This is a genomic window from Paraburkholderia sp. J10-1 (genome assembly GCF_905220165.1).
Taxonomy (GTDB): domain Bacteria; phylum Pseudomonadota; class Gammaproteobacteria; order Burkholderiales; family Burkholderiaceae; genus Paraburkholderia.
Genome location: NZ_CAJMYW010000007.1, coordinates 49479 through 67640, shown reverse-complemented (window position 1 = coordinate 67640; position 18162 = coordinate 49479). Strand labels below are relative to the sequence as shown.

Sequence of the window (18162 nt, the reverse complement as noted above, 5' to 3'; positions counted from 1 at the left end):
GAGCATCGCTTCGTTTGGCTGACTGCCGCGCCTCGCTAGGATGAGTGCCAATGCCAACCTTCGATGCGCGAACGCGTACGCTGCGATGTCCGCTCCGATTCTGACTGCTCATGCGATCACCAGGCGCTTTGGCGCAACCGTTGCGCTATCGCGGCTCGACTTTTCCATCCGCGCGGGCGAGGTCGTCGCGCTGATGGGCGCGAACGGGGCGGGCAAATCGACGTTCGTGAAGATCCTGAGCGGCGTGAACCTGCCCGACGAAGGCTCGCTCACGCTAGGCGGGAAATCTTACGCGCCCGCTTCACCGCAGGCGGCGAAGCGCCTGGGCGTCGCCACGGTGCATCAGAGCATTGCCGACGCGGTAGTGCCCGCGCTGTCGGTTGCCGACAATCTGTTGCTCGACGCGCTGTGTGACGGCCACGCGCACTGGTGGACGCCGCGGTCCGCGCGCCGGGAACGCGCGCGCGCATTGGCCGCGCGCGTGGCGCTCGAAGCCGATCTCGACGCGCCGCTCGGCTCGCTCTCGCTTGCCGGGCAGCAACGCGTCGTGATCGCACGTGCACTGGCGTCGCGCCCGCGCCTGCTGATCCTCGACGAGCCGACGGCCAGCCTTTCTGCAAGCGAGGCGCAGCGGCTTTACGCGCTCGTCGAAGGCCTGCGGGCCGAGGGCGTAGCCGTGTTGCTCGTCTCGCACCGGCTGGGCGACCTCCGAAGGCTCGCTTCACGCGTTTCGATCCTGCGCGATGGCCGCATTGTCGGTGAGCAGCACGCGCCGGTGGATTACGACGCTGCGCTCGAAGCGATGATCGGCCGGCCGCTGGCGGCGGCGCGAACCTTGCCTCACACGCGGCTGGCCGGTGCGCAATCGGTGCAGCCTGCGCTGCGGTTGCGCGGTCTGCGTCTCGCGCCGGGTTGCGATGCATTCGATCTCGAGGTGGCGCAGGGCGAGATCGTCGCGATTGTCGGCCCGGTCGGGGCGGGCAAGTCGCGGCTCGCGCAGGTGATTTTCGGCGCGCTGCGAGCGGCAGCGGGCCAGATGGAACTCTACGGGCGCCCTTGGGCGCCGCGCACGCCCGCAGAGGCGATTCGCGCAGGCGTATTTCTCGCGGGTGAAGACCGGTGGCGCACATCGCTCTTTCCCGACACGGTGGCGTTCGCATCGATCGCCGGCACGATCAGCTTCCCGTTCTTGTCGCGCTGGCGGCGCGGCGGCGCGTTGCCGCACGAACGCGAGCACGCCGAGGCGCGCACCGCGATCGAGGCGTTCGGCATTCGCTGCTCGGGACCGGACGACCGCGTCTCACGGCTGTCGGGCGGCAACCAGCAGAAGGTGCTGCTTGCGCGCTGGCACGCCGAGCCCGCGAGGCTGCTCCTGCTCGATGAGCCGTTTCAGGGCGTCGATGCGGGAGCTAGAGCCGATATCGCTGCCACATTGCGTCGTCGCGCGGCCGGTCGCGCGACGCTCGTTTTCGTCAGCGACCTCGAAGAGGCGCACGAAGTCGCCGACCGCATCGTCTCGTTCGATCGCGGCGCGATCGATCATCAGGACTCCACAGTCTCCCACCTCGCCCACTGAATCATGAGATCCGTCACGCCGACACTCGCCACCGAAGACTCTCCCGCCCGTCACGAGACTGCACGGCATCGCCGCGGCCTTTTCGTCGCGCTCGAACGCGCCGGGCTGCTGATCGTGCTCGCTGCGCTCGTGGTGATCTTCACGGTACGTGAACCGGCGTTTCTGAATATCGCCAACCTGTTCAGCATCCTGCAGGCCGTATCGATTGTTGCGTTGCTCGGCATCGGTGTGACGATCACGCTCGCCGCTGGCGGCTTCGATCTTTCGGTGGGGAGCGTCGCCGCCTCCGCGCAGATGGCCGCGAGCTACGTGCTCGTGGTGTGGCACGGCAGCACCTGGGAGGCCGTGCTCGCGTGTCTCGCGCTTGGCGTCGCGGCGGGGCTGTTCAACGGCCTGCTCATCACGCGCCTGCATGTGCCGGACCAGCTTGCGACGCTCGGCACGCTCTTCCTGCTCGCCGGGCTGCAACTGATTCCGACGGGCGGCCGTTCTCTGGCCACAGGCACGATCCTGCCGGACGGCACCGAAGCAAGCGGCATGTTTCCGGCTGCGTTTCTCGCGCTCGGACGCGCACGCTTCTTCGAGGTGGTGCCCGTTCCCGTGCTCGTGCTGCTCGTGCTGACCGTGCTCGTTTCGGCTGTCATGGGCTCGACGCGGTGGGGTCGCGTGATCTATGCCATCGGCGGCAACGAGAACGCGGCGCGACTGGCGGGCGCGCCCACGGCCCGTTACCGGATGGGCGCGTATGTCGCTTCGGCGACGATCGCGGCACTCGGCGGACTGCTCATTGCCGCGCGCGTTGGTCGCGGCGACGTGAGCGCTGGGCATTCGTTGCTGCTCGACGCGGTGGCGGCGGCACTCGTGGGCTACGCAGTGTGGGGCGCAAAGCGGCCCAACGTGCCGGGCACGGTCGTCGGCGCCGTGTTCGTTGGCGTGCTGCTCAACGGTCTCACGATGCTCAACGCGCCTTACTACCTCCAGGACTTCATCAAAGGTGCGTTGCTGGTCGTGGCGCTGGCATTTACGTTCAGCGTCGGCCGCAGGACGCAAGGCCGCGACTGACGCCATCCGAAGGCCGGCAGATTTTATTTTCTGGTTTGCGAGTCATACAACCTGATCGAGCGGAGCACAACATGGCAGAGACACTGGCAGACATCGCGGCACAGGGTGCCACACCCGCAACCGAAGCCGCACATGTCATCGCCACGGACAGCGAGGCGATAGCGGTTGCAAAGGAACTGGCCGCACGGCTGGCCGAGGGCGCCGCGCTGCGCGATAGCGAGCGGCGTTTGCCGCATGAAGAAGTCGAGTGGTTTTCGCGCTCGGGCCTGTGGGGCATCACGGTGCCGAAGGCATACGGCGGCGCTGGCGTTTCGTTCGTTACCCTAACGGAAGTGGTCAAGCTCATTGCCGCCGCGGACGCGTCGCTCGGGCAACTGCCGCAGAACCACTTCGGTCTCGTCGACGTGATCGCGCTAACGGGCACCGAGGAGCAAAAGCGTGGCCTGTTCGGCCAGGTGCTCGCCGGCAAGCGCTTCGGCAACGGTTTCTCGGAGAAGGGCACGAAGCATGTGCTCGACCTGAAAACACGGGTGCGCCGTGACGGGGACCACTACGTGGTCGACGGCACCAAGTTCTATTCGACGGGCGCGCTATTTGCCCATTTCGTGCCCGTGCTCGGACTCGACGAGGACCGCAGGGGATGGCTCGCCTATATTCCGCGAGGCACGCAAGGGCTCAGCGTGGTTGACGACTGGTCCGGTTTTGGCCAGCGCACCACCGCGAGCGGCACCGTCACGCTCGAAAGCGTACGCGTGCCGGCCAGTCTCGTGTTGCCCGCGCATCGCGTTTCCGAGCAGCCCACGCTCAATGGTCCGCTCTCGCAGATCATCCAGGCCGCGATCGATGCGGGCATTGCCCGCGCCGCGATCGACGACACGCTCGCGTTCGTGCGTGCGCGCACCCGGCCGTGGGTCGACAGCGGTGTCGAGCGCGCGAGCGACGATCCGCTGACGATCCGTGAGGTCGGGCATCTGCACATCCAGTTGCATGCCGCGGAGGCCTTGCTCGAACGCGCGGCGCGCGTGCTCGACGAACTCGCGGCACAGGGTGCGACGACGGAGGACGACGTGGCGCGCGCCTCGGTCGCCGTGGGAGAGGCGAAGGTGCTGACGACGGAAATCGCCCTGCTAGCAGGGGAGAAGCTGTTCGAACTGGCCGGCACCCAGGCGACGCTCAGTGTCCACAATCTCGACCGTCACTGGCGCAATGCGCGCACCCATACGCTGCATGACCCGGTGCGCTGGAAGTATCACCTCGTCGGGAATTACTACCTCAACGGCGTGAAGCCGGCGCGTCACGCCTGGAATTGATCCAGACACACACACAACGGGAACGTCATGAAGACATTGATTCACCAGCTCATTCGCAACGGCGCATCGCGCCGCCGTTCTTCGGCGCGCCGCGCGCTTGGCGCATTCACGCTGTGCGCTGCGAACCTTGTTGGCTCGCTCGCTGCGCACGCCGAGGCGCTGAAGGGCGCGCCGGCGCCGTTCGACAAAGGCGGCGTCAAGGTCGCTTTGGTCAACTATATTTCCGAGGGCGACTTCTTCCAGGCCTACGAAGCGGGCGCACAGAAGCAGGCGAAGGCGCTCGGCATCGATCTGCGCATTTACGAAGGGCGTCAGGACGCGGCGCAGCAGCGCGATCAGATCCAGCAGGCCATCAATCTCGGCGTGTCCGCCATCATCGTCAATCACGGCTTGCCCGAGTCGTTGGGCGACGTCGTTCAGCAGGCGCTCGACAAGGGCATCAAGGTCATTGCGTTCGACGTCAATCTCGCGAACCCCAAGGTCCCGCAGATCGAGCAGAGCGACGGCGATCTCGCATCGCTGTTGCTTGCGCAGGCCGTGAAGGATAACGGCAAGGCGTTTTCCGCCGGCTACGTCTACGTGGCGGGGTTCGCACCGCTCGATCGCCGCGACGCGGTGTGGCAATCGTTCAAGCGCGAGCATCCGGGGGTTCAGGAAAAAGCGCGCTGGGGCACCGTGGACAATCCGATTGCGCAGTCCGTGGCGAATCAGGCGGCGGCCGCCTATCGCGCCCATCCGGATATCCGCGTGGTGATCGCGCCTTATGACGAGTTCGCGCGCGGCGCCAATCTCGCGGCGAACGAGGCGAATCTCGGCGACAAGCTGCGGATCTACAGTGCGGACATCTCGACCGCCGACATCGAGGCGATTCGCGCGCCCAACAGCGCGTGGGTGGCCACGGCCGCGACGAATCCCGCTGTCGTGGGCGCGGTGTCGGTGCGCGCCGCGGCAATCGCCGTGGCCGGGCAGCCGCTCGCCCATCAGATCGTCGTGAAGCCCACGCTCGTTACGCGCGACGATCTCGTGAAGAACGATATCCGCACGGTCGCCGAACTGGGGACGAAGTTTCCGGCATTCCGCACGAGCAACGCGGCGACCGCTCCGTGGATTCCCGTGGAGCAGTGATTTGCCGCTGACCGGCTGACGGTGTCGCGCCGAAGGTTCGCGATGCACAAGCCGTCTGCGATCACCGCTGAACTGGCGTAATTGCATGTGAAGCGTATGCCCATTTGGATAGCATTTTTAATTGGTTGGACGCGCGCCGCCTTGCCCGCATAGTGAATTCCTGATGTCTAAAGGCGGCAGCTTCTCCCAAAGGGCCTGATGTGCCGCCAACATTACATGGAGGCACTGATGACAGTGGCATTGCAGGAAAAGCCGTTGCACGCGGATCTCGAAGCCGCGCTTGGCGCCGCGCGGGCGGCCGGTTTGCCGTATGCGGGCAGCGTGACTGCGCAGCAGGCGTGGGCGCTCCATCAGGCGGGCGAGGCGGTGCTCGTGGATGTGCGCACCGGCGAGGAGCGCAAGTTCGTCGGCCACGTGCCCGACACCTTGCACGTGGCCTGGGCGACCGGCACGAGCCTGACGCGCAATCCGCGCTTCGTGCGCGAGCTGGAGGCGAAGACCGGCAAGGCCGCCGCGGTCTTGCTGCTGTGCCGCAGCGGCAACCGCTCGGCGCAGGCTGCCGAAGCCGCCGCCAAAGCGGGCTTTGCGCACGTCTTCAACGTAGCCGAAGGCTTCGAAGGCGAACTGGACGATGCGGGGCATCGCGGCTTGCATAACGGCTGGCGTTTTCATGGCCTGCCGTGGGTGCAGGACTAGACAGGGCGAAAGCAGCCCCGGTTGCGCACCCGCTCGCCGGATCATTCATGCGAACAACGAAGAGAGAACTGGCGTGACCGTATTTCATGTGGCTGAAATCGTCGACGCGCTGCAGGGCGTGCGGCAACAATGGCGTGAACTGCAGCGGCGGGCGCTGGAGCCGGGTGGCCGCGACCTGCCGGCGCGCGAGGCGCTGGCCGAAGTCGTCGAGACGCTCAAGGGCGTGCTGTTTCCCATGCGGCTCGGGCCGCCGGACCTGCGCCAGGAGAGCGAAAACTTTTATGTGGGCCACGCGCTCGACGCGGCGCTGCATGCGTTGCTTGCGCAGGCGCGGCTCGAACTGCGCTACAAGGCGCGGCACGCGGAGGCCGCCCCGGACGAGATCGATGCGCGCGCGCTGGCCGCGGTGCGCGCGTTCGCGCAGCGCCTGCCCGCCATCCGCTCGCTGCTCGACACCGACGTGCTCGCCGCCTTCAACGGCGATCCCGCCGCAGGCAGCGTGGACGAAGTGCTGCTCTGCTACCCCGGCGTGCTTGCCATCACGCATCACCGGCTTGCGCATGAGCTGTACCGCCTCGGTTTGCCGCTGCTCGCGCGCATTATCTCGGAGCTCGCACACGCGGCCACGGGCATCGACATCCACCCAGGCGCGCAGATCGGCAGCGCGTTCTTCATCGATCACGGCACGGGTGTGGTGATCGGCGAAACCGCGGTCATCGGCGAGCGTGTGCGTGTCTATCAGGCGGTGACGCTCGGCGCGAAGCGCTTTCCGCGCGATGCGGCCGGCAACCTCGAAAAGGGCTTGGCACGCCATCCCATTGTCGAGGACGACGTCGTCATCTACGCGGGCGCGACGATACTCGGGCGCGTCACCCTCGGGCGCGCCGCGGTGATCGGCGGCAACGTCTGGCTGACCGAAAGCGTGCCGCCAGGTGCGCACGTCACGCAGGCCATCTCGCGCCACGAAACACGCGCGCCGGCGGCGGTCGCAACGGCCGAGGCCGGCGCAGCCGCGCCGGTTGCGCTTGCGGCGGGCGCATCGCGATGAGCGCCATCGTTCATGACTTCGGGGCCTCGGTACGGCGCCTGCGCGAAGCGCATGCGTGGTCGCAGGAGCGGCTCGCCGAGCATGCGGGATTGAACCGGACCTACGTCGGCGAAATCGAGCGTGGCGCGGCCATCGCATCCATCGTCACGGCGGAGAAACTCGCTCGCGCGCTAGGCGTGGATATCGGCGACCTGCTTGCCGGCGGCGCGGTTCATGCCGCTGTGCTGCCGGGCATTCCACTGTCTCCCTGATTGCATGTCTTTTCGGACGGGCACTCGCGCCTGGAATGGCGTCGCATGCTTCGCGCAGCGCCGCGCCATTGCGCTTGATGCCGCCTGTGTCCGCCTGATGTCTATAGCCGGTTGAACCGGAGAATGGCTCTCCTCATAATCGGCCGTCTTCATAAGCAAAGCAGTTTTCGTTATAAGTAACCGGAGCCTTCATTCATGTCCACGACTCTGAGCGGCCAGACCGCGCTTGGCGATAATGCCGCGCGGCAACTGGCGAATGCCACCAAGACCGTCCCGCAGCTTTCCACGATCACGCCGCGCTGGCTCACGCATCTGCTGCAATGGGTGCCTGTCGAAGCCGGCATTTACCGTCTGAATCGCGTTAAGGACCCCGAAGCAGTGCGGGCTGCGTGTACCGCGCGCGAGGACGAAGGCACGCTGCCCACGACTTTTGTGCCGTACGAGGAGCAGCCGCGCGAGTACTTCCTCAACGCGGTGAGCACGGTGCTCGACGTTCACACGCGGATCTCCGATCTCTATAGCAGCCCGCACGACCAGATCAAGGAGCAGCTTCGCCTCACGATCGAGACGATCAAGGAACTGCAGGAAAGCCAGCTCATCAACAATCCCGACTACGGCCTGCTGGCAAATGTGGAGGAAGACCAGCGCATTTTCCCGCTGACTGGCGCGCCGACGCCCGATGACCTCGACGAACTGCTCACGAAAGTGTGGAAGGAACCCGCGTTCTTCCTCACGCATCCGCTGGCGATTGCCGCATTCGGCCGCGAATGCACGCGGCGCGGCGTGCCGCCGCCGACGGTCAGCCTGTTCGGCTCGCAGTTCCTCACGTGGCGCGGCATTCCGCTGATTCCGTCCGACAAGGTGCCGGTCGCCGACGGCAAGACGAAGATCCTGCTGCTGCGTGTGGGCGACAAGCGCCAGGGCGTGGTGGGCCTTTATCAGCCGGGTGTGGCGGGCGAGCAGGGACCCGGGCTTTCGGTGCGCTTCATGGGGATCAACAATCAGGCGATCGCGTCGTACCTGATCTCGCTGTATTGCTCATTGGCCGTCCACTCGCCGGACGCGCTGGCTGTCCTCGATGACGTGGAGATCGGCAAGTACCATGACTATCCAGACACCTACCGCTAATCCCGCGGCATTGCCGCCAGCGGCAGGGCGCGCGCCGCTGCCGGGTGGTCTGCCGGACCCCGCTACGCTCGCGCGGCTCGCCAACGAGTTCTTCAACTCGCTGCCGGGCAGCGCGGGCGCGCCCGAAGTCGCGGCGGGCAGCGGCGCCGTTGGCGGCGTGCCGTCGGCGTTGCCCGCGGCCGCGCCGATACTCGCCTCGGTCAGCAATCCGGCGCCCGCGGGCTCGCCGCTCGCGGGACCGGCCGGCACAGGCACGGGCGTGCCGGGTTTCTCGCCGCCGCAGGGCAAGGTGCCGGGCGCGAACCTCGCGCCTTCCGCACCGACTCACGTGCTCTCGCTCGGCAACCGCGCACCGGCGCTCGCACCGCATGCGGCGGCGGCAAACGGACTGCCGGACAATGCCGTCGCAATCGCGCCCGCGCTGGAGCCACGCGTGGGCGGCGCGCTGCTCGGCGTGCCGCAGGCGTATGCGCCGGAGGAGCCGGTTCCGGTCGCAGTTGCGCCCAGCGAGCGCTCGCCGTTCTATTTCACGCAAGCGGACACGCACGGCTGGCGCCGGGAGGCGCAGGAGATCGAGGTGCCCTCGCGAGGCCTTGCTGCGCCGGAGACATTCGGACTGCCAGGCGAAGACACGCTGCGTGAACTGCTCGCGCTCAATCGACGGGACACCAATGGCCAGGATGGGCCTGCGCGATATTTCCTCGACGCAAGCGAGGGCGTCGCGCCCGGCACACGCACTGGCAGCGCCGCACAGGGCGACCTGCTGCGCGGCGCGCATCCGCCCTTCGACGTCAACGCCGTACGCCGCGACTTCCCGATCCTGCAGGAGCGGGTGAACGGCAAACAGCTGATCTGGTTCGACAACGCCGCCACGACGCACAAGCCTCAGGCCGTGATCGATCGTCTCGCGTACTTCTATGCGCACGAGAACTCGAACATTCACCGCGCCGCGCATGCTCTGGCCGCGCGCGCGACCGACGCCTACGAGCATGCCCGCAAAACGGTGCAGCGCTTCATCAACGCTGCGTCGCCCGAGGAGATCGTGTTCGTGCGAGGCACGACCGAGGCGATCAATCTGATCGCCAAGAGCTGGGGCGTGCAGAACGTCGGCGAGGGCGACGAGATCATCGTCTCGCACCTGGAGCATCACGCGAATATCGTGCCGTGGCAGCAGCTCGCGGCGCTCAAGGGCGCGAAGCTGCGCGTGATTCCCGTCGACGATTCGGGCCAGGTGTTGCTCGACGAGTATCGCAAGCTGCTCAACGACCGCACGAAGATCGTTGCGGTGACGCAGGTCTCGAACGCGCTCGGGACCGTGGTGCCGGTGCGGGAGATCGTGGAACTCGCACATCGCGCGGGCGCGAGAGCGCTCGTCGACGGCGCCCAGTCGATCTCGCACATGCGCGTGGACGTGCAGGCGCTCGACGCCGACTTCTTCGTGTTTTCCGGCCACAAGATTTACGGTCCGACCGGCATTGGCGTCGTGTACGGCAAACACGAGGTGCTTGAAGCCATGCCGCCGTGGCAAGGCGGCGGCAACATGATTCAGGACGTCACGTTCGAAAAGACGGTGTTTCATGGTGCACCCGCGCGCTTCGAAGCGGGCACGGGCAATATCGCGGATGCAGTGGGTCTCGGCGCGGCGCTCGACTACGTGAGCCGTATCGGCATCGAGAATATCGCCCGGTATGAGCACGACTTGCTTGCGTACGCAACGAGCGTGCTCGCGCCGGTGCCGGGCGTGCGTCTCGTCGGTACGGCGCGCGACAAAGCGAGCGTGCTCTCGTTCGTGCTGAAGGGGTATACGACCGAGGAGGTGGGGCAGGCGTTGAGCCGGGAAGGCATTGCCGTACGCGCCGGGCACCACTGTGCGCAGCCGATCTTGCGGCGTTTCGGTCTCGAAGCGAGCGTACGGCCTTCGCTTGCGTTCTACAACACCTGTGACGAGGTCGATGCGCTGGTGTCTGTCGTGCGTGCTCTGGCGCCACGTCAATAACAAAACGCGGGGCGCATGCGCCCCGCGTTTTCTCCTTGTTGCGCGGCTTGACCGGTGCTCGCGCAACCATCGCCTCCATCCCCTTCATCGCCGCGCTATCGAACCGCGAGTCGCGTCACCGCGATATCCATAGGCGCGTTCGCGAGATATCCATCTGCCAATTCGTTATTGGAGCGCCGCTCGCGCGCTTTCTATACTGGGCTTTCCATCAGCACTCGCATGTGGCGAGTGCCAATCTCATCGAGAACACCCCGGAGAAAGCCGCCCATGAGCCTGCGCCCCTTGCACGATCGCGTGATCGTCAAACGACTCGACCAGGAAACCCGCACCGCGTCGGGCATCGTCATTCCCGATAGCGCCGCGGAAAAGCCCGATCAGGGCGAGGTGCTCGCCGTGGGTCCGGGCCGTCGCGACAACGACGGCCGCCGCATTGCGCCGGACCTGAACGTGGGCGACCGCGTGCTGTTCGGCAAGTACGCGGGGCAAACCGTGAAAGTCGATGGGAACGAGCTGCTCGTACTGCGCGAAGAAGACATCGTCGCAGTCGTGAATCAATAACGGAACCTGAGAGACCATCACTATGGCAACCAAAGACATCGTATTCGGCGACCTCGCCCGCACCAAACTCATTGAAGGCGTGAACCTGCTCGCCGACGCCGTAAAGGTCACGCTCGGCCCGAAGGGGCGTAACGTCGTGCTGGAACGCAGCTTCGGCGCACCCGTCGTGACCAAGGACGGCGTGTCGGTCGCGAAGGAAATCGAGCTGGCCGACAAGCTGCAGAACATCGGCGCGCAGATCGTCAAGGAAGTCGCCTCGAAAACCAGCGACGCGGCTGGCGACGGCACCACGACGGCCACGGTGCTGGCTCAAGCCATCGTGCGCGAGGGCCAGAAGTACGTGGCCGCCGGGCTCAACCCGCTCGATTTGAAGCGCGGCATCGACAAGGCCGTGCTGGCGGCCGTGGAGGAGCTGAAGAAGATCAGCAAGCCCACGACCACGAGCAAGGAGATCGCACAGGTCGCGACCATCTCGGCCAATGGCGAGGAGTCGATCGGCCAGCGCATTGCCGAGGCGATCGACCGGGTGGGCAAGGAAGGCGTGATCACGGTGGAAGACGGCAAGTCGCTCGCCGACGAACTCGACGTCGTGGAAGGCCTGCAGTTCGACCGCGGCTATCTCTCGCCGTACTTCATCAACAATCCCGACAAGCAGATCGCGGAACTCGAAAACCCGTTCATTCTGCTGCACGACAAGAAGATCTCGAACATTCGCGACTTGCTGCCGGTGCTCGAACAGGTCGCGAAAGCGGGCCGGCCGCTCTTGCTCATTGCCGAGGACATCGAGGGCGAAGCGCTCGCCACGCTCGTCGTCAACAACATTCGCGGCGTACTCAAGACGGTTGCCGTGAAGGCCCCCGGCTTTGGCGACCGCCGCAAGGCACTGCTCGAAGATATCGCGATTCTCACCGGTGGCCAGGTGATCGCGGAGGAAACGGGCCTCACGCTGGAGAAGGCCACGCTGCAGGAGCTGGGACAGGCCAAGCGCATCGAGGTGGGCAAGGAGAGCACGACCGTGATCGACGGCGCGGGCGAAGCGGCCGGCATCGAAGCGCGCGTGAAGCAGATTCGCGCGCAGATCGAGGAAGCCACGTCCGACTACGATCGCGAGAAGCTCCAGGAGCGCGTGGCGAAGCTCGCGGGCGGCGTGGCGGTGATCAAGGTGGGCGGCGCGACCGAGATCGAAGTGAAGGAAAAGAAGGACCGCGTGGACGACGCGCTGCACGCCACGCGCGCGGCCGTGGAAGAGGGCATCGTGCCGGGCGGCGGCGTCGCGCTGATCCGTGTGCGCCAGGCGATTCTCGACGTGAAGGGCAACAACGCCGACCAGACAGCGGGCGTGAAAATCGTGCTGCGCGCGCTGGAGGAGCCGCTGCGCCAGATCGTCACGAATGCGGGCGAAGAGGCGAGCGTCGTGGCGGCGCGTGTCGCGGAAGGCTCCGGCAACTTCGGCTACGACGCAGCCACAGGCGAATACGGCGACCTCGTCGAGAAGGGCGTGCTCGACCCGACCAAGGTCACGCGCACGGCGCTGCAAAACGCGGCTTCGGTGGCGGGCCTTTTGCTCACGACCGACGCGACCGTGCACGAAGCGCCCAAAGCCGGAGCTGCGACGGCGCCGGCCGGCGGTCCTGGCGGTGCGGACTTGGGTTTCTGAAGCGCGCTGCACGCGCCATGCGCCCGGACCGCTGCACATGGCGGCGGTTCGTGGCGCAGGCGCGTTCAGGCCGAGCGCCAGCGCGCGTCGGCCACGACGAGCTTCTTCGGAATGAGCTTGAGACCGGAGAAGGTGTCGGCGATCTGCTGCTGGTAGGCGAGCGTGGCGGCATCGATGGGCTGCACGCCATATCCCGCACGCTTGAGCGCGACTTCGAGCGTCGGCGCATCGAGCCCCACGAGAGGTGAAAGCTGCGTGGCCACGGCGGGCACATTGTCGCGCGCCCACGTGTCCACCGCGCCGATCTCGTCGAGCAGCGCGTGGATGATCGGCGCGTGCGCATTCGCGAAGCCGCGGCTCGCAATGTAGTACTGCGTATTGCGCACGAGGCTCTCACCGTTTGCGATCGAGCGCGCGTTCGCCTGGCGTTCGATGGCCGCGAGGTACGGGTCCCAGATCACCCATGCATCGACGCTGCGGCTCGTGAATGCGGCGCGCGCATCGGCGGGCGCGAGATAGATTGGCTGAATCTCTTCGTACTTCAGGTTGGCCTTCTCGAGCGCTTTGACGAGCAGATAATGCACGTTCGAGCCCTTGTTCAGCGCCACGCGCTTGCCGCGCAGGTCGGCGCTCGTACGGATCGGCGAGTCCTGGTGCACGACGATAGCCTCGCCCTGCGCAGCGGGCGGTTCGCTCGCGATATAGACAAAGTCCACGCCACCGGCCTGCGCGAAAATGGGCGGCGTTTCCCCAACCGTGCCGACATCCACCGCGCCCGCGGCCAGCCCTTCCAGCAACTGCGGGCCGCCCGGGAACTCCAGCCACTGCACCGAGAATCCGAGCGGCGCCAGCCGCTTTTCGAGGGTGCCGCGTGCCTTTAGCACGACGAAGTTGCCGTACTTCTGAAACCCGATGCGCAGCACCCTGGCGTCTTGTGCGCGCGCCGCGCCGCTTTGCAGCGCCAGCGCGGCCGCGCCCGCAAGGCCCGTTACGCCCGTTACACCGCGCAGGGCGGCGCCGGTCGCGGCGAGCGACGCGAGCTTGATCAGTGCCCGTCGCGGGCGGTTTGCAGCGGGGTCGTCATGCTTGTCGATCGACATGTCTCTTGTGCCTTAATGGAAATACGCTGAAACGGCCGCGCGTGCGCGGCAAAGCGCCTCTCACCTTAGTCCGTTTCGTCGCCGGCACAACCAAGATATTGTCAGATGCTTATCTCTGAGCCGCTCACGATATCTCGATTGCACACATCATTCGTCGGTTTTATTCGTTATCAACGCGCCCCTGCACGACTACGATGCTTGCATGAAAGCCTCAAGAACGAATTGTGAGCAGCTCACGAAGGCGAGTGCGAGATGAACGAAACTGGCATTGCATCCGGCCAGCCGGAACAGAGCGACCTGCCGGCGCTGCGCGGTGAGGACGCCTACTGGCGAATCCGCCGCGATGTGCTGTCGTGCCGCTTCATGCCTGGCGCGACTCTCACGGAAAGCCAGTTGATGGAGCACTACGGGATCGGCAAAAGCACGTGCCGCGTCGCGCTCGTGCGGCTCGTTCACGAAGGGTTCATTCGCGCCATGCCGCGCCAGGGCTACCGCGTCGCGCCGATCACGTTGCGCGACGTCGAAGAGGTCTTCGCCCTGCGCGTGCAACTGGAGCCGCTCGCGGCGCGCCTTGCATGCGGGCGTGTCGACGTCGCGCTGCTGCGCAAGCTGGAAGCGGCTTGCCGCGTGCCTTACCCCGAGCGTGAGCTCTCCGATCAGATCGACGTCTTTCTCGACGCGAACCGCGAGTTCCATCTCGCGATCGCCCAGGCAAGCGGCAACGTACGCCTGCACCACACGCTAGCCAACCTGATGGACGAGATGTCGCGCCTCGTCGCGCTCGGCTTCGGCGTGCAGGGCACCAAGCCGGAAATCCGTCACGACCATAATTCGATGATCGACGCATTCGAGACCAACGACGCACGGCGCGCGGAAACGATCGCCCGCCGGCACATCGAAACGTTCCGCGACATGACGATGGAGAAGGTCTACGCGAGCTTGTCCAGCTCGGGCGCGTCGCTGCCCGTGTATACCGTTGCGGAGTTGAGACGGTGACGACAGCGGCCATTTCGGTGCGGGGCATCGGTAAATATTTCGGATCACTAAGCGTGCTGGACGATATCCGGTTCGACGTCGGGCAGGGCGAGATCGTGGCGCTGCTCGGCGCCTCGGGCTGCGGCAAGAGCACGCTGCTCAATATCGTCGCGGGCCTGGCCGGGGCCGATTCGGGCGAACTGTGGCTGCACGGCGAGCGCGTCGCGCCTGGCAATGGGCGGCAGTCGCTTTCGTACATGTTTCAGGAAGACCGGCTGCTGCCGTGGCGCACGGTGCGAGCCAACGCGGAGTTCGCGCTCGAATCGGCCCGCCCGCGCCTTGCGGCCCGTGAGCGGCGCGAGCGTGCGGCGGCCGTGCTCGACATGGTGGGTCTCGCTGCGTTTGCCGAACACCACCCGCATCAACTATCGGGCGGCATGCGCAGTCGCGTGGCGCTCGCGCGCAGCCTTGTGAGCGAGCCGGGCATCTTGCTGATGGACGAGCCTTTCTCGAAGCTCGACCCGCAAACGCGCGCGCAGATGCACGCCGAGGTGCTGCGGCTGCGCGCGCTGCGCCCGACCACGATCCTCTTCGTCACGCACGACGTGGAGGAGGCCATCGTACTCGCCGACCGCGTGATCGTGCTGGCGCCGCGCCCCGGCCGCGTGCGCGAGATCGTGCCCGTCAATCTGCCGCGCCCGCGAAGCGCGACCGACGCCGAAGTCGCGGAAGCGATCCGCCGTCTTCGCCTGCTGGTATGAGCCTGATGCCATCCACTACTGCACGCCGCCAGGGCCCTTCGATGCCTGCCTTGCTGTCCCGTTCCTTCGTTTCGCTCGCCGCGCAGCGCGTGGCGCTCGTGGCCCTGCTCGTGGGGGTCTGGTGGATGGCGGCGCGGCGCATGCCTGCCTTCGTGATGCCAGGCCCCGGGCAGGTCGCGCACGCGCTCGTTGCGTTGCTGCACTCGCCCTCGTTTTTCCGCGATCTCGGCGCGACGCTCTACCGCGTGCTGGCGGGCTTCGCGCTCGCGGCCGCGGTGGGTGCGCCGCTCGGCGTGGCCCTTGGCGCAAGCCCGCGCGCGGCGCGTTTTTTCGAGCCGTTGCTGGCGATCGTGAACACAGTCTCGTCGGCGATCTGGGCTGTGTTCGCGATCATCTGGTTCGGCATTTCGAACGCAACGACGATATTCGTCGTCTTCATGACCGCCATGCCGCTGGTCCTGACCAACGTATGGCAGGGCGCGCTGACCGTCGACACGCAGCACGTCGAACTCGCGCGAAGCCTGCGTTTTTCGCCCGCGCAGATCATGCGCAAGATCTACTTGCCGACCATCCTGCCGCACTTTTTCGCGGGCGCGCGGCTCGCATTCGGCTTCGGCTGGCGCGTCTCGCTCGTGGCGGAGACGATCGGCGCGTCGGACGGCATCGGCTACAGGCTGCGCCAGGCCGCCGATCTCGTGCAAACGGATCAGGTGTTCGCCTGGACCGTGACGCTCGTCGTGCTGATGCTGCTGCTCGAGGCGGGCGTGCTCAAGCCGATCGAACGCCGCCTCTTTCGCTGGAAGCGCGCGGCCTGAATCCACTGACTACGGGGAATGACACCATGCAAATGACACGACACATCAAGCGGGCAGCCGTTGCGGCGCTGGTCGCCGCCGCTTCGGCTTGCGCCGCGCAAACGGCGCTGGCCGACACCGTTCGGATCGGTTACTGGACGAGTGGCGTGAGCCTTGGCTTTGGGGCGGTGCTCGAGGCGAAGCCCTTCCTGCAGCAGCGCGGGCTCGACGTGCAGTTCGTGCGCTTCGCCGACGTCAATGCGCCGAACCGGGCGCTCGCGGCCGGCGCAATCGACTTCGCCTTCGCCGCGCCGGCTTCCGCCGTGTTCAGCTCCGCTTCGCAGGGCGCGCCGCTGCGCATCGTGCTGGCGACCCAGCCCGCCGACGTCGCTTTCGTTGCGCCCGAAGACTCGCCTATCCGCTCGCTTGCCGAGCTGCGCGGCAAAAAGGTTGGCATGTCGCCGCCGGGAAGTTCGGTCGCTTCGATCGCAACCGCCGTACTGCAAGGCAACTACGGCATTCGCAGCGCCGACTTTTCGATCGTGCCAGGCAACGAAGGGCGCCTCGCCCAGTTTCTCGTGCAGAAGCAGGTCGATGCGGCGGCGGTGCGCACGATCACCGTGGCGCAGTTGAAGGACCTGAAGGTGCGCCAGCTCGGCACGTTCGGCGACGAATGGAAGAAGCTCACGAAAAGCGACGCCGTGCCGTATATCGGCGTGAGCGCGGTGCGCGCGGACTGGCTCGCCCAGCATCCGGCCGACGCGGCGAAGCTGATTGCCGGCTTGCGCGCCGCGCTGCAATGGGGCGCCGCACACCACAGCGACGTTTCGGCGATCCTGCAAAAGAGCGCGAACCTTCCTGCGGCCGACGCCGATGCCTACGCGGCGCGCTGGTCTGAAATCAACCGCGTGAGTTTCGAGCCGGGCGACATCGAGACCTTGCAGCACGAGCACAAGATCTTTGTCGACGGCGGCGTGATTCAAGGCGAATTGCCCGCCGGTCTGTTCGACACCGCGCCTTACATCGCCTCGCGATCCATTCAGTAACCCTCATCTATTTTTTTCGGCATTCATTCGGAGTCCAGATATGGCAGTTTCCCTTCCTTCCACCATGAAGGCGCTCGTGCTGCGCGCGCACGGCGACCTCGACCAGCTCGAGGTCGTGAGCGACAAGCCCGTGCCGCGGGCCGAGCCGGGCGGCGTGGTGATCCGCGTGCGCGCTTCGTCGTTCAACTATCACGACGTTTTCACGGTGAAGGGCATGCCGGGCATCAAGGTGCCGCTGCCGGTCGTGATCGGCCTCGACATGGCGGGTGAGATCGTCGCCGTCGGCGAGGGCGTGGAAGGCTGGAAGATTGGCGAGCGCGTGCTTGTGAACCCGCTCAACCGCGAGAAAGGGCTGATGGGCGAGATGCTCGACGGCGGCATGGCCGAATATTGCGCCGTTTCCGCCGCGCAATTGATCCCGCTGCCCGACGCGGTGAGCTTCGAGGCGGCCTCCGCGCTGCCGGTTGCGTATGGCACGGCGCATCGCATGCTGATCACGCACCAGACCGTGAAGGCCGGCGACCGCGTGCTGATTCTCGGCGCGAGCGGCGGCGTGGGGACGGCTTCGCTGCTGCTCGCGAAGCAACTCGGCGCCGAAGTGATCGCCTGCGCGGGCAGCGACGAAAAGGCCGCGCAACTGAAGGCGCTCGGCGCCGACCACGTCGTCAATTACCGCACGGCCGACTTTTCGAAATGGGCGATCGCGCAGTACGGCAAACCGCAGCGGCGCAGCCAGGAAGGCGGCGTGGACGTGCTCGTGAATTTCACGGGCGGCGAAACCTGGGTGCCTTCGCTCAAGTGCGTCAAGCGCGGCGGAACGGTGCTCGTATGCGGCGCGACGGCGGGTCACGACCCGAAGGAAGACCTGCGCTACATCTGGAGTTTCGAACTGAAGGTGATCGGCTCGAACAGTTTCTACGACGACAACCTGCGTGCGCTGCTCGCTCAGATCGCGCGCGGCGAGCTTACGCCCGCCATCGACCGCGTGCTGCCCCTCGAAGAGGCCGCTCAGGGCTTGCGCCTGATCCGCGACCGCGAGGTGCTGGGCAAGATCGTCGTCACACCGTAATCGGGGCAAG

The 18162-nt window shown here is 66.4% G+C and carries 17 protein-coding genes; 16 read left to right on the top strand and 1 reads right to left on the bottom strand.

What is annotated here, in order from left to right; translation table 11 throughout:
* Nucleotides 1-85 precede the first annotated feature (85 nt).
* The 11 genes from U5A65_RS21955 to groL all read left to right on the top strand — a co-directional run bounded on the left by U5A65_RS21955 (nt 86) and on the right by groL (nt 12407).
* The gene (locus tag U5A65_RS21955; protein ID WP_321947374.1) at nt 86-1576 is read left to right on the top strand and encodes a sugar ABC transporter ATP-binding protein; all 1491 of its coding nucleotides are present in this window, start codon (nt 86-88) and stop codon (nt 1574-1576) included.
* Between the two features lie 3 nt (nt 1577-1579).
* Complete coding sequence (locus U5A65_RS21950) at nt 1580-2638, top strand: ABC transporter permease (RefSeq protein WP_321947373.1); 1059 nt, start codon at nt 1580-1582, stop codon at nt 2636-2638.
* 71 nt (nt 2639-2709) lie between these two features.
* Nucleotides 2710-3948: an SfnB family sulfur acquisition oxidoreductase gene (locus U5A65_RS21945; RefSeq protein ID WP_321947371.1), complete on the top strand. Its 1239-nt coding sequence runs from the start codon at nt 2710-2712 to the stop codon at nt 3946-3948.
* A gap of 27 nt (nt 3949-3975) precedes the next feature.
* A complete protein-coding gene (locus tag U5A65_RS21940; RefSeq protein ID WP_321947368.1) occupies nt 3976-5073 on the top strand; it encodes a substrate-binding domain-containing protein in 1098 nt (365 codons plus the stop codon).
* Between the two features lie 228 nt (nt 5074-5301).
* Complete coding sequence (locus U5A65_RS21935; protein WP_321915553.1) at nt 5302-5769, top strand: rhodanese-like domain-containing protein; 468 nt, start codon at nt 5302-5304, stop codon at nt 5767-5769.
* 73 nt (nt 5770-5842) lie between these two features.
* Entirely contained in the window at nt 5843-6817 is a 975-nt protein-coding gene (epsC, locus tag U5A65_RS21930; RefSeq protein ID WP_321947367.1) for a serine O-acetyltransferase EpsC, read from the top strand.
* On the top strand, nt 6814-7068 hold the full coding sequence (locus U5A65_RS21925; protein ID WP_321915555.1) for a helix-turn-helix transcriptional regulator: 255 nt from the start codon (nt 6814-6816) through the stop codon (nt 7066-7068). The genes epsC and U5A65_RS21925 overlap by 4 nt, the downstream gene beginning before the upstream one ends.
* Nucleotides 7069-7263: 195 nt before the next feature.
* Nucleotides 7264-8196 (top strand): family 2A encapsulin nanocompartment shell protein, encoded by a 933-nt coding sequence (locus tag U5A65_RS21920; RefSeq protein ID WP_110382762.1) that lies wholly within the window; start codon nt 7264-7266, stop codon nt 8194-8196.
* Nucleotides 8171-10192, top strand: coding sequence for a family 2A encapsulin nanocompartment cargo protein cysteine desulfurase (locus U5A65_RS21915; RefSeq protein ID WP_321947365.1), 2022 nt, complete (start codon nt 8171-8173; stop codon nt 10190-10192). Before U5A65_RS21920 ends, U5A65_RS21915 begins: the two co-directional genes overlap by 26 nt.
* A gap of 267 nt (nt 10193-10459) precedes the next feature.
* Nucleotides 10460-10750 (top strand): co-chaperone GroES, encoded by a 291-nt coding sequence (gene groES, locus U5A65_RS21910; RefSeq protein ID WP_199124958.1) that lies wholly within the window; start codon nt 10460-10462, stop codon nt 10748-10750.
* Nucleotides 10751-10772: 22 nt separating this feature from the next.
* Nucleotides 10773-12407, top strand: coding sequence for a chaperonin GroEL (groL, locus tag U5A65_RS21905; RefSeq protein ID WP_321915557.1), 1635 nt, complete (start codon nt 10773-10775; stop codon nt 12405-12407).
* A 65-nt stretch (nt 12408-12472) separates the two neighbouring features.
* On the opposite strand, the gene U5A65_RS21900 is transcribed toward groL, so the two are convergent.
* A complete protein-coding gene (locus U5A65_RS21900; RefSeq protein ID WP_321937302.1) occupies nt 12473-13507 on the bottom strand; it encodes a sulfonate ABC transporter substrate-binding protein in 1035 nt (344 codons plus the stop codon).
* Nucleotides 13508-13759: 252 nt separating this feature from the next.
* On the opposite strand from U5A65_RS21900, the gene U5A65_RS21895 reads away from it, so the two are divergent.
* The 5 genes from U5A65_RS21895 (at nt 13760) to U5A65_RS21875 (ending at nt 18152) form a co-directional block, all read left to right on the top strand.
* A complete protein-coding gene (locus tag U5A65_RS21895) occupies nt 13760-14503 on the top strand; it encodes a GntR family transcriptional regulator (protein WP_321915559.1) in 744 nt (247 codons plus the stop codon).
* Between the two features lie 53 nt (nt 14504-14556).
* On the top strand, nt 14557-15243 hold the full coding sequence (locus tag U5A65_RS21890) for an ABC transporter ATP-binding protein (protein ID WP_321947363.1): 687 nt from the start codon (nt 14557-14559) through the stop codon (nt 15241-15243).
* Between the two features lie 41 nt (nt 15244-15284).
* A complete protein-coding gene (locus U5A65_RS21885) occupies nt 15285-16058 on the top strand; it encodes an ABC transporter permease (RefSeq protein WP_415765457.1) in 774 nt (257 codons plus the stop codon).
* 26 nt (nt 16059-16084) lie between these two features.
* On the top strand, nt 16085-17083 hold the full coding sequence (locus tag U5A65_RS21880) for an ABC transporter substrate-binding protein (RefSeq protein ID WP_321937310.1): 999 nt from the start codon (nt 16085-16087) through the stop codon (nt 17081-17083).
* A 64-nt stretch (nt 17084-17147) separates the two neighbouring features.
* Nucleotides 17148-18152, top strand: coding sequence for a zinc-binding dehydrogenase (locus U5A65_RS21875; RefSeq protein WP_321937360.1), 1005 nt, complete (start codon nt 17148-17150; stop codon nt 18150-18152).
* Nucleotides 18153-18162 lie beyond the last annotated feature (10 nt).

What these genes read in the sequence shown, in the direction of transcription:
- U5A65_RS21955 (WP_321947374.1), top strand. Translation starts at nt 86, where the DNA reads ATGTCCGCTCCGATTCTGACTGCTCATGCGATCACCAGGCGCTTTGGC.
- U5A65_RS21950 (WP_321947373.1), top strand. Translation starts at nt 1,580, where the DNA reads ATGAGATCCGTCACGCCGACACTCGCCACCGAAGACTCTCCCGCCCGT.
- U5A65_RS21945 (WP_321947371.1), top strand. Translation starts at nt 2,710, where the DNA reads ATGGCAGAGACACTGGCAGACATCGCGGCACAGGGTGCCACACCCGCA.
- U5A65_RS21940 (WP_321947368.1), top strand. Translation starts at nt 3,976, where the DNA reads ATGAAGACATTGATTCACCAGCTCATTCGCAACGGCGCATCGCGCCGC.
- U5A65_RS21935 (WP_321915553.1), top strand. Translation starts at nt 5,302, where the DNA reads ATGACAGTGGCATTGCAGGAAAAGCCGTTGCACGCGGATCTCGAAGCC.
- U5A65_RS21925 (WP_321915555.1), top strand. Translation starts at nt 6,814, where the DNA reads ATGAGCGCCATCGTTCATGACTTCGGGGCCTCGGTACGGCGCCTGCGC.
- U5A65_RS21920 (WP_110382762.1), top strand. Translation starts at nt 7,264, where the DNA reads ATGTCCACGACTCTGAGCGGCCAGACCGCGCTTGGCGATAATGCCGCG.
- U5A65_RS21915 (WP_321947365.1), top strand. Translation starts at nt 8,171, where the DNA reads ATGACTATCCAGACACCTACCGCTAATCCCGCGGCATTGCCGCCAGCG.
- groES (WP_199124958.1), top strand. Translation starts at nt 10,460, where the DNA reads ATGAGCCTGCGCCCCTTGCACGATCGCGTGATCGTCAAACGACTCGAC.
- groL (WP_321915557.1), top strand. Translation starts at nt 10,773, where the DNA reads ATGGCAACCAAAGACATCGTATTCGGCGACCTCGCCCGCACCAAACTC.
- U5A65_RS21900 (WP_321937302.1), bottom strand. Translation starts at nt 13,507, where the DNA reads ATGTCGATCGACAAGCATGACGACCCCGCTGCAAACCGCCCGCGACGG.
- U5A65_RS21895 (WP_321915559.1), top strand. Translation starts at nt 13,760, where the DNA reads ATGAACGAAACTGGCATTGCATCCGGCCAGCCGGAACAGAGCGACCTG.
- U5A65_RS21885 (WP_415765457.1), top strand. Translation starts at nt 15,285, where the DNA reads ATGCCTGCCTTGCTGTCCCGTTCCTTCGTTTCGCTCGCCGCGCAGCGC.
- U5A65_RS21880 (WP_321937310.1), top strand. Translation starts at nt 16,085, where the DNA reads ATGCAAATGACACGACACATCAAGCGGGCAGCCGTTGCGGCGCTGGTC.
- U5A65_RS21875 (WP_321937360.1), top strand. Translation starts at nt 17,148, where the DNA reads ATGAAGGCGCTCGTGCTGCGCGCGCACGGCGACCTCGACCAGCTCGAG.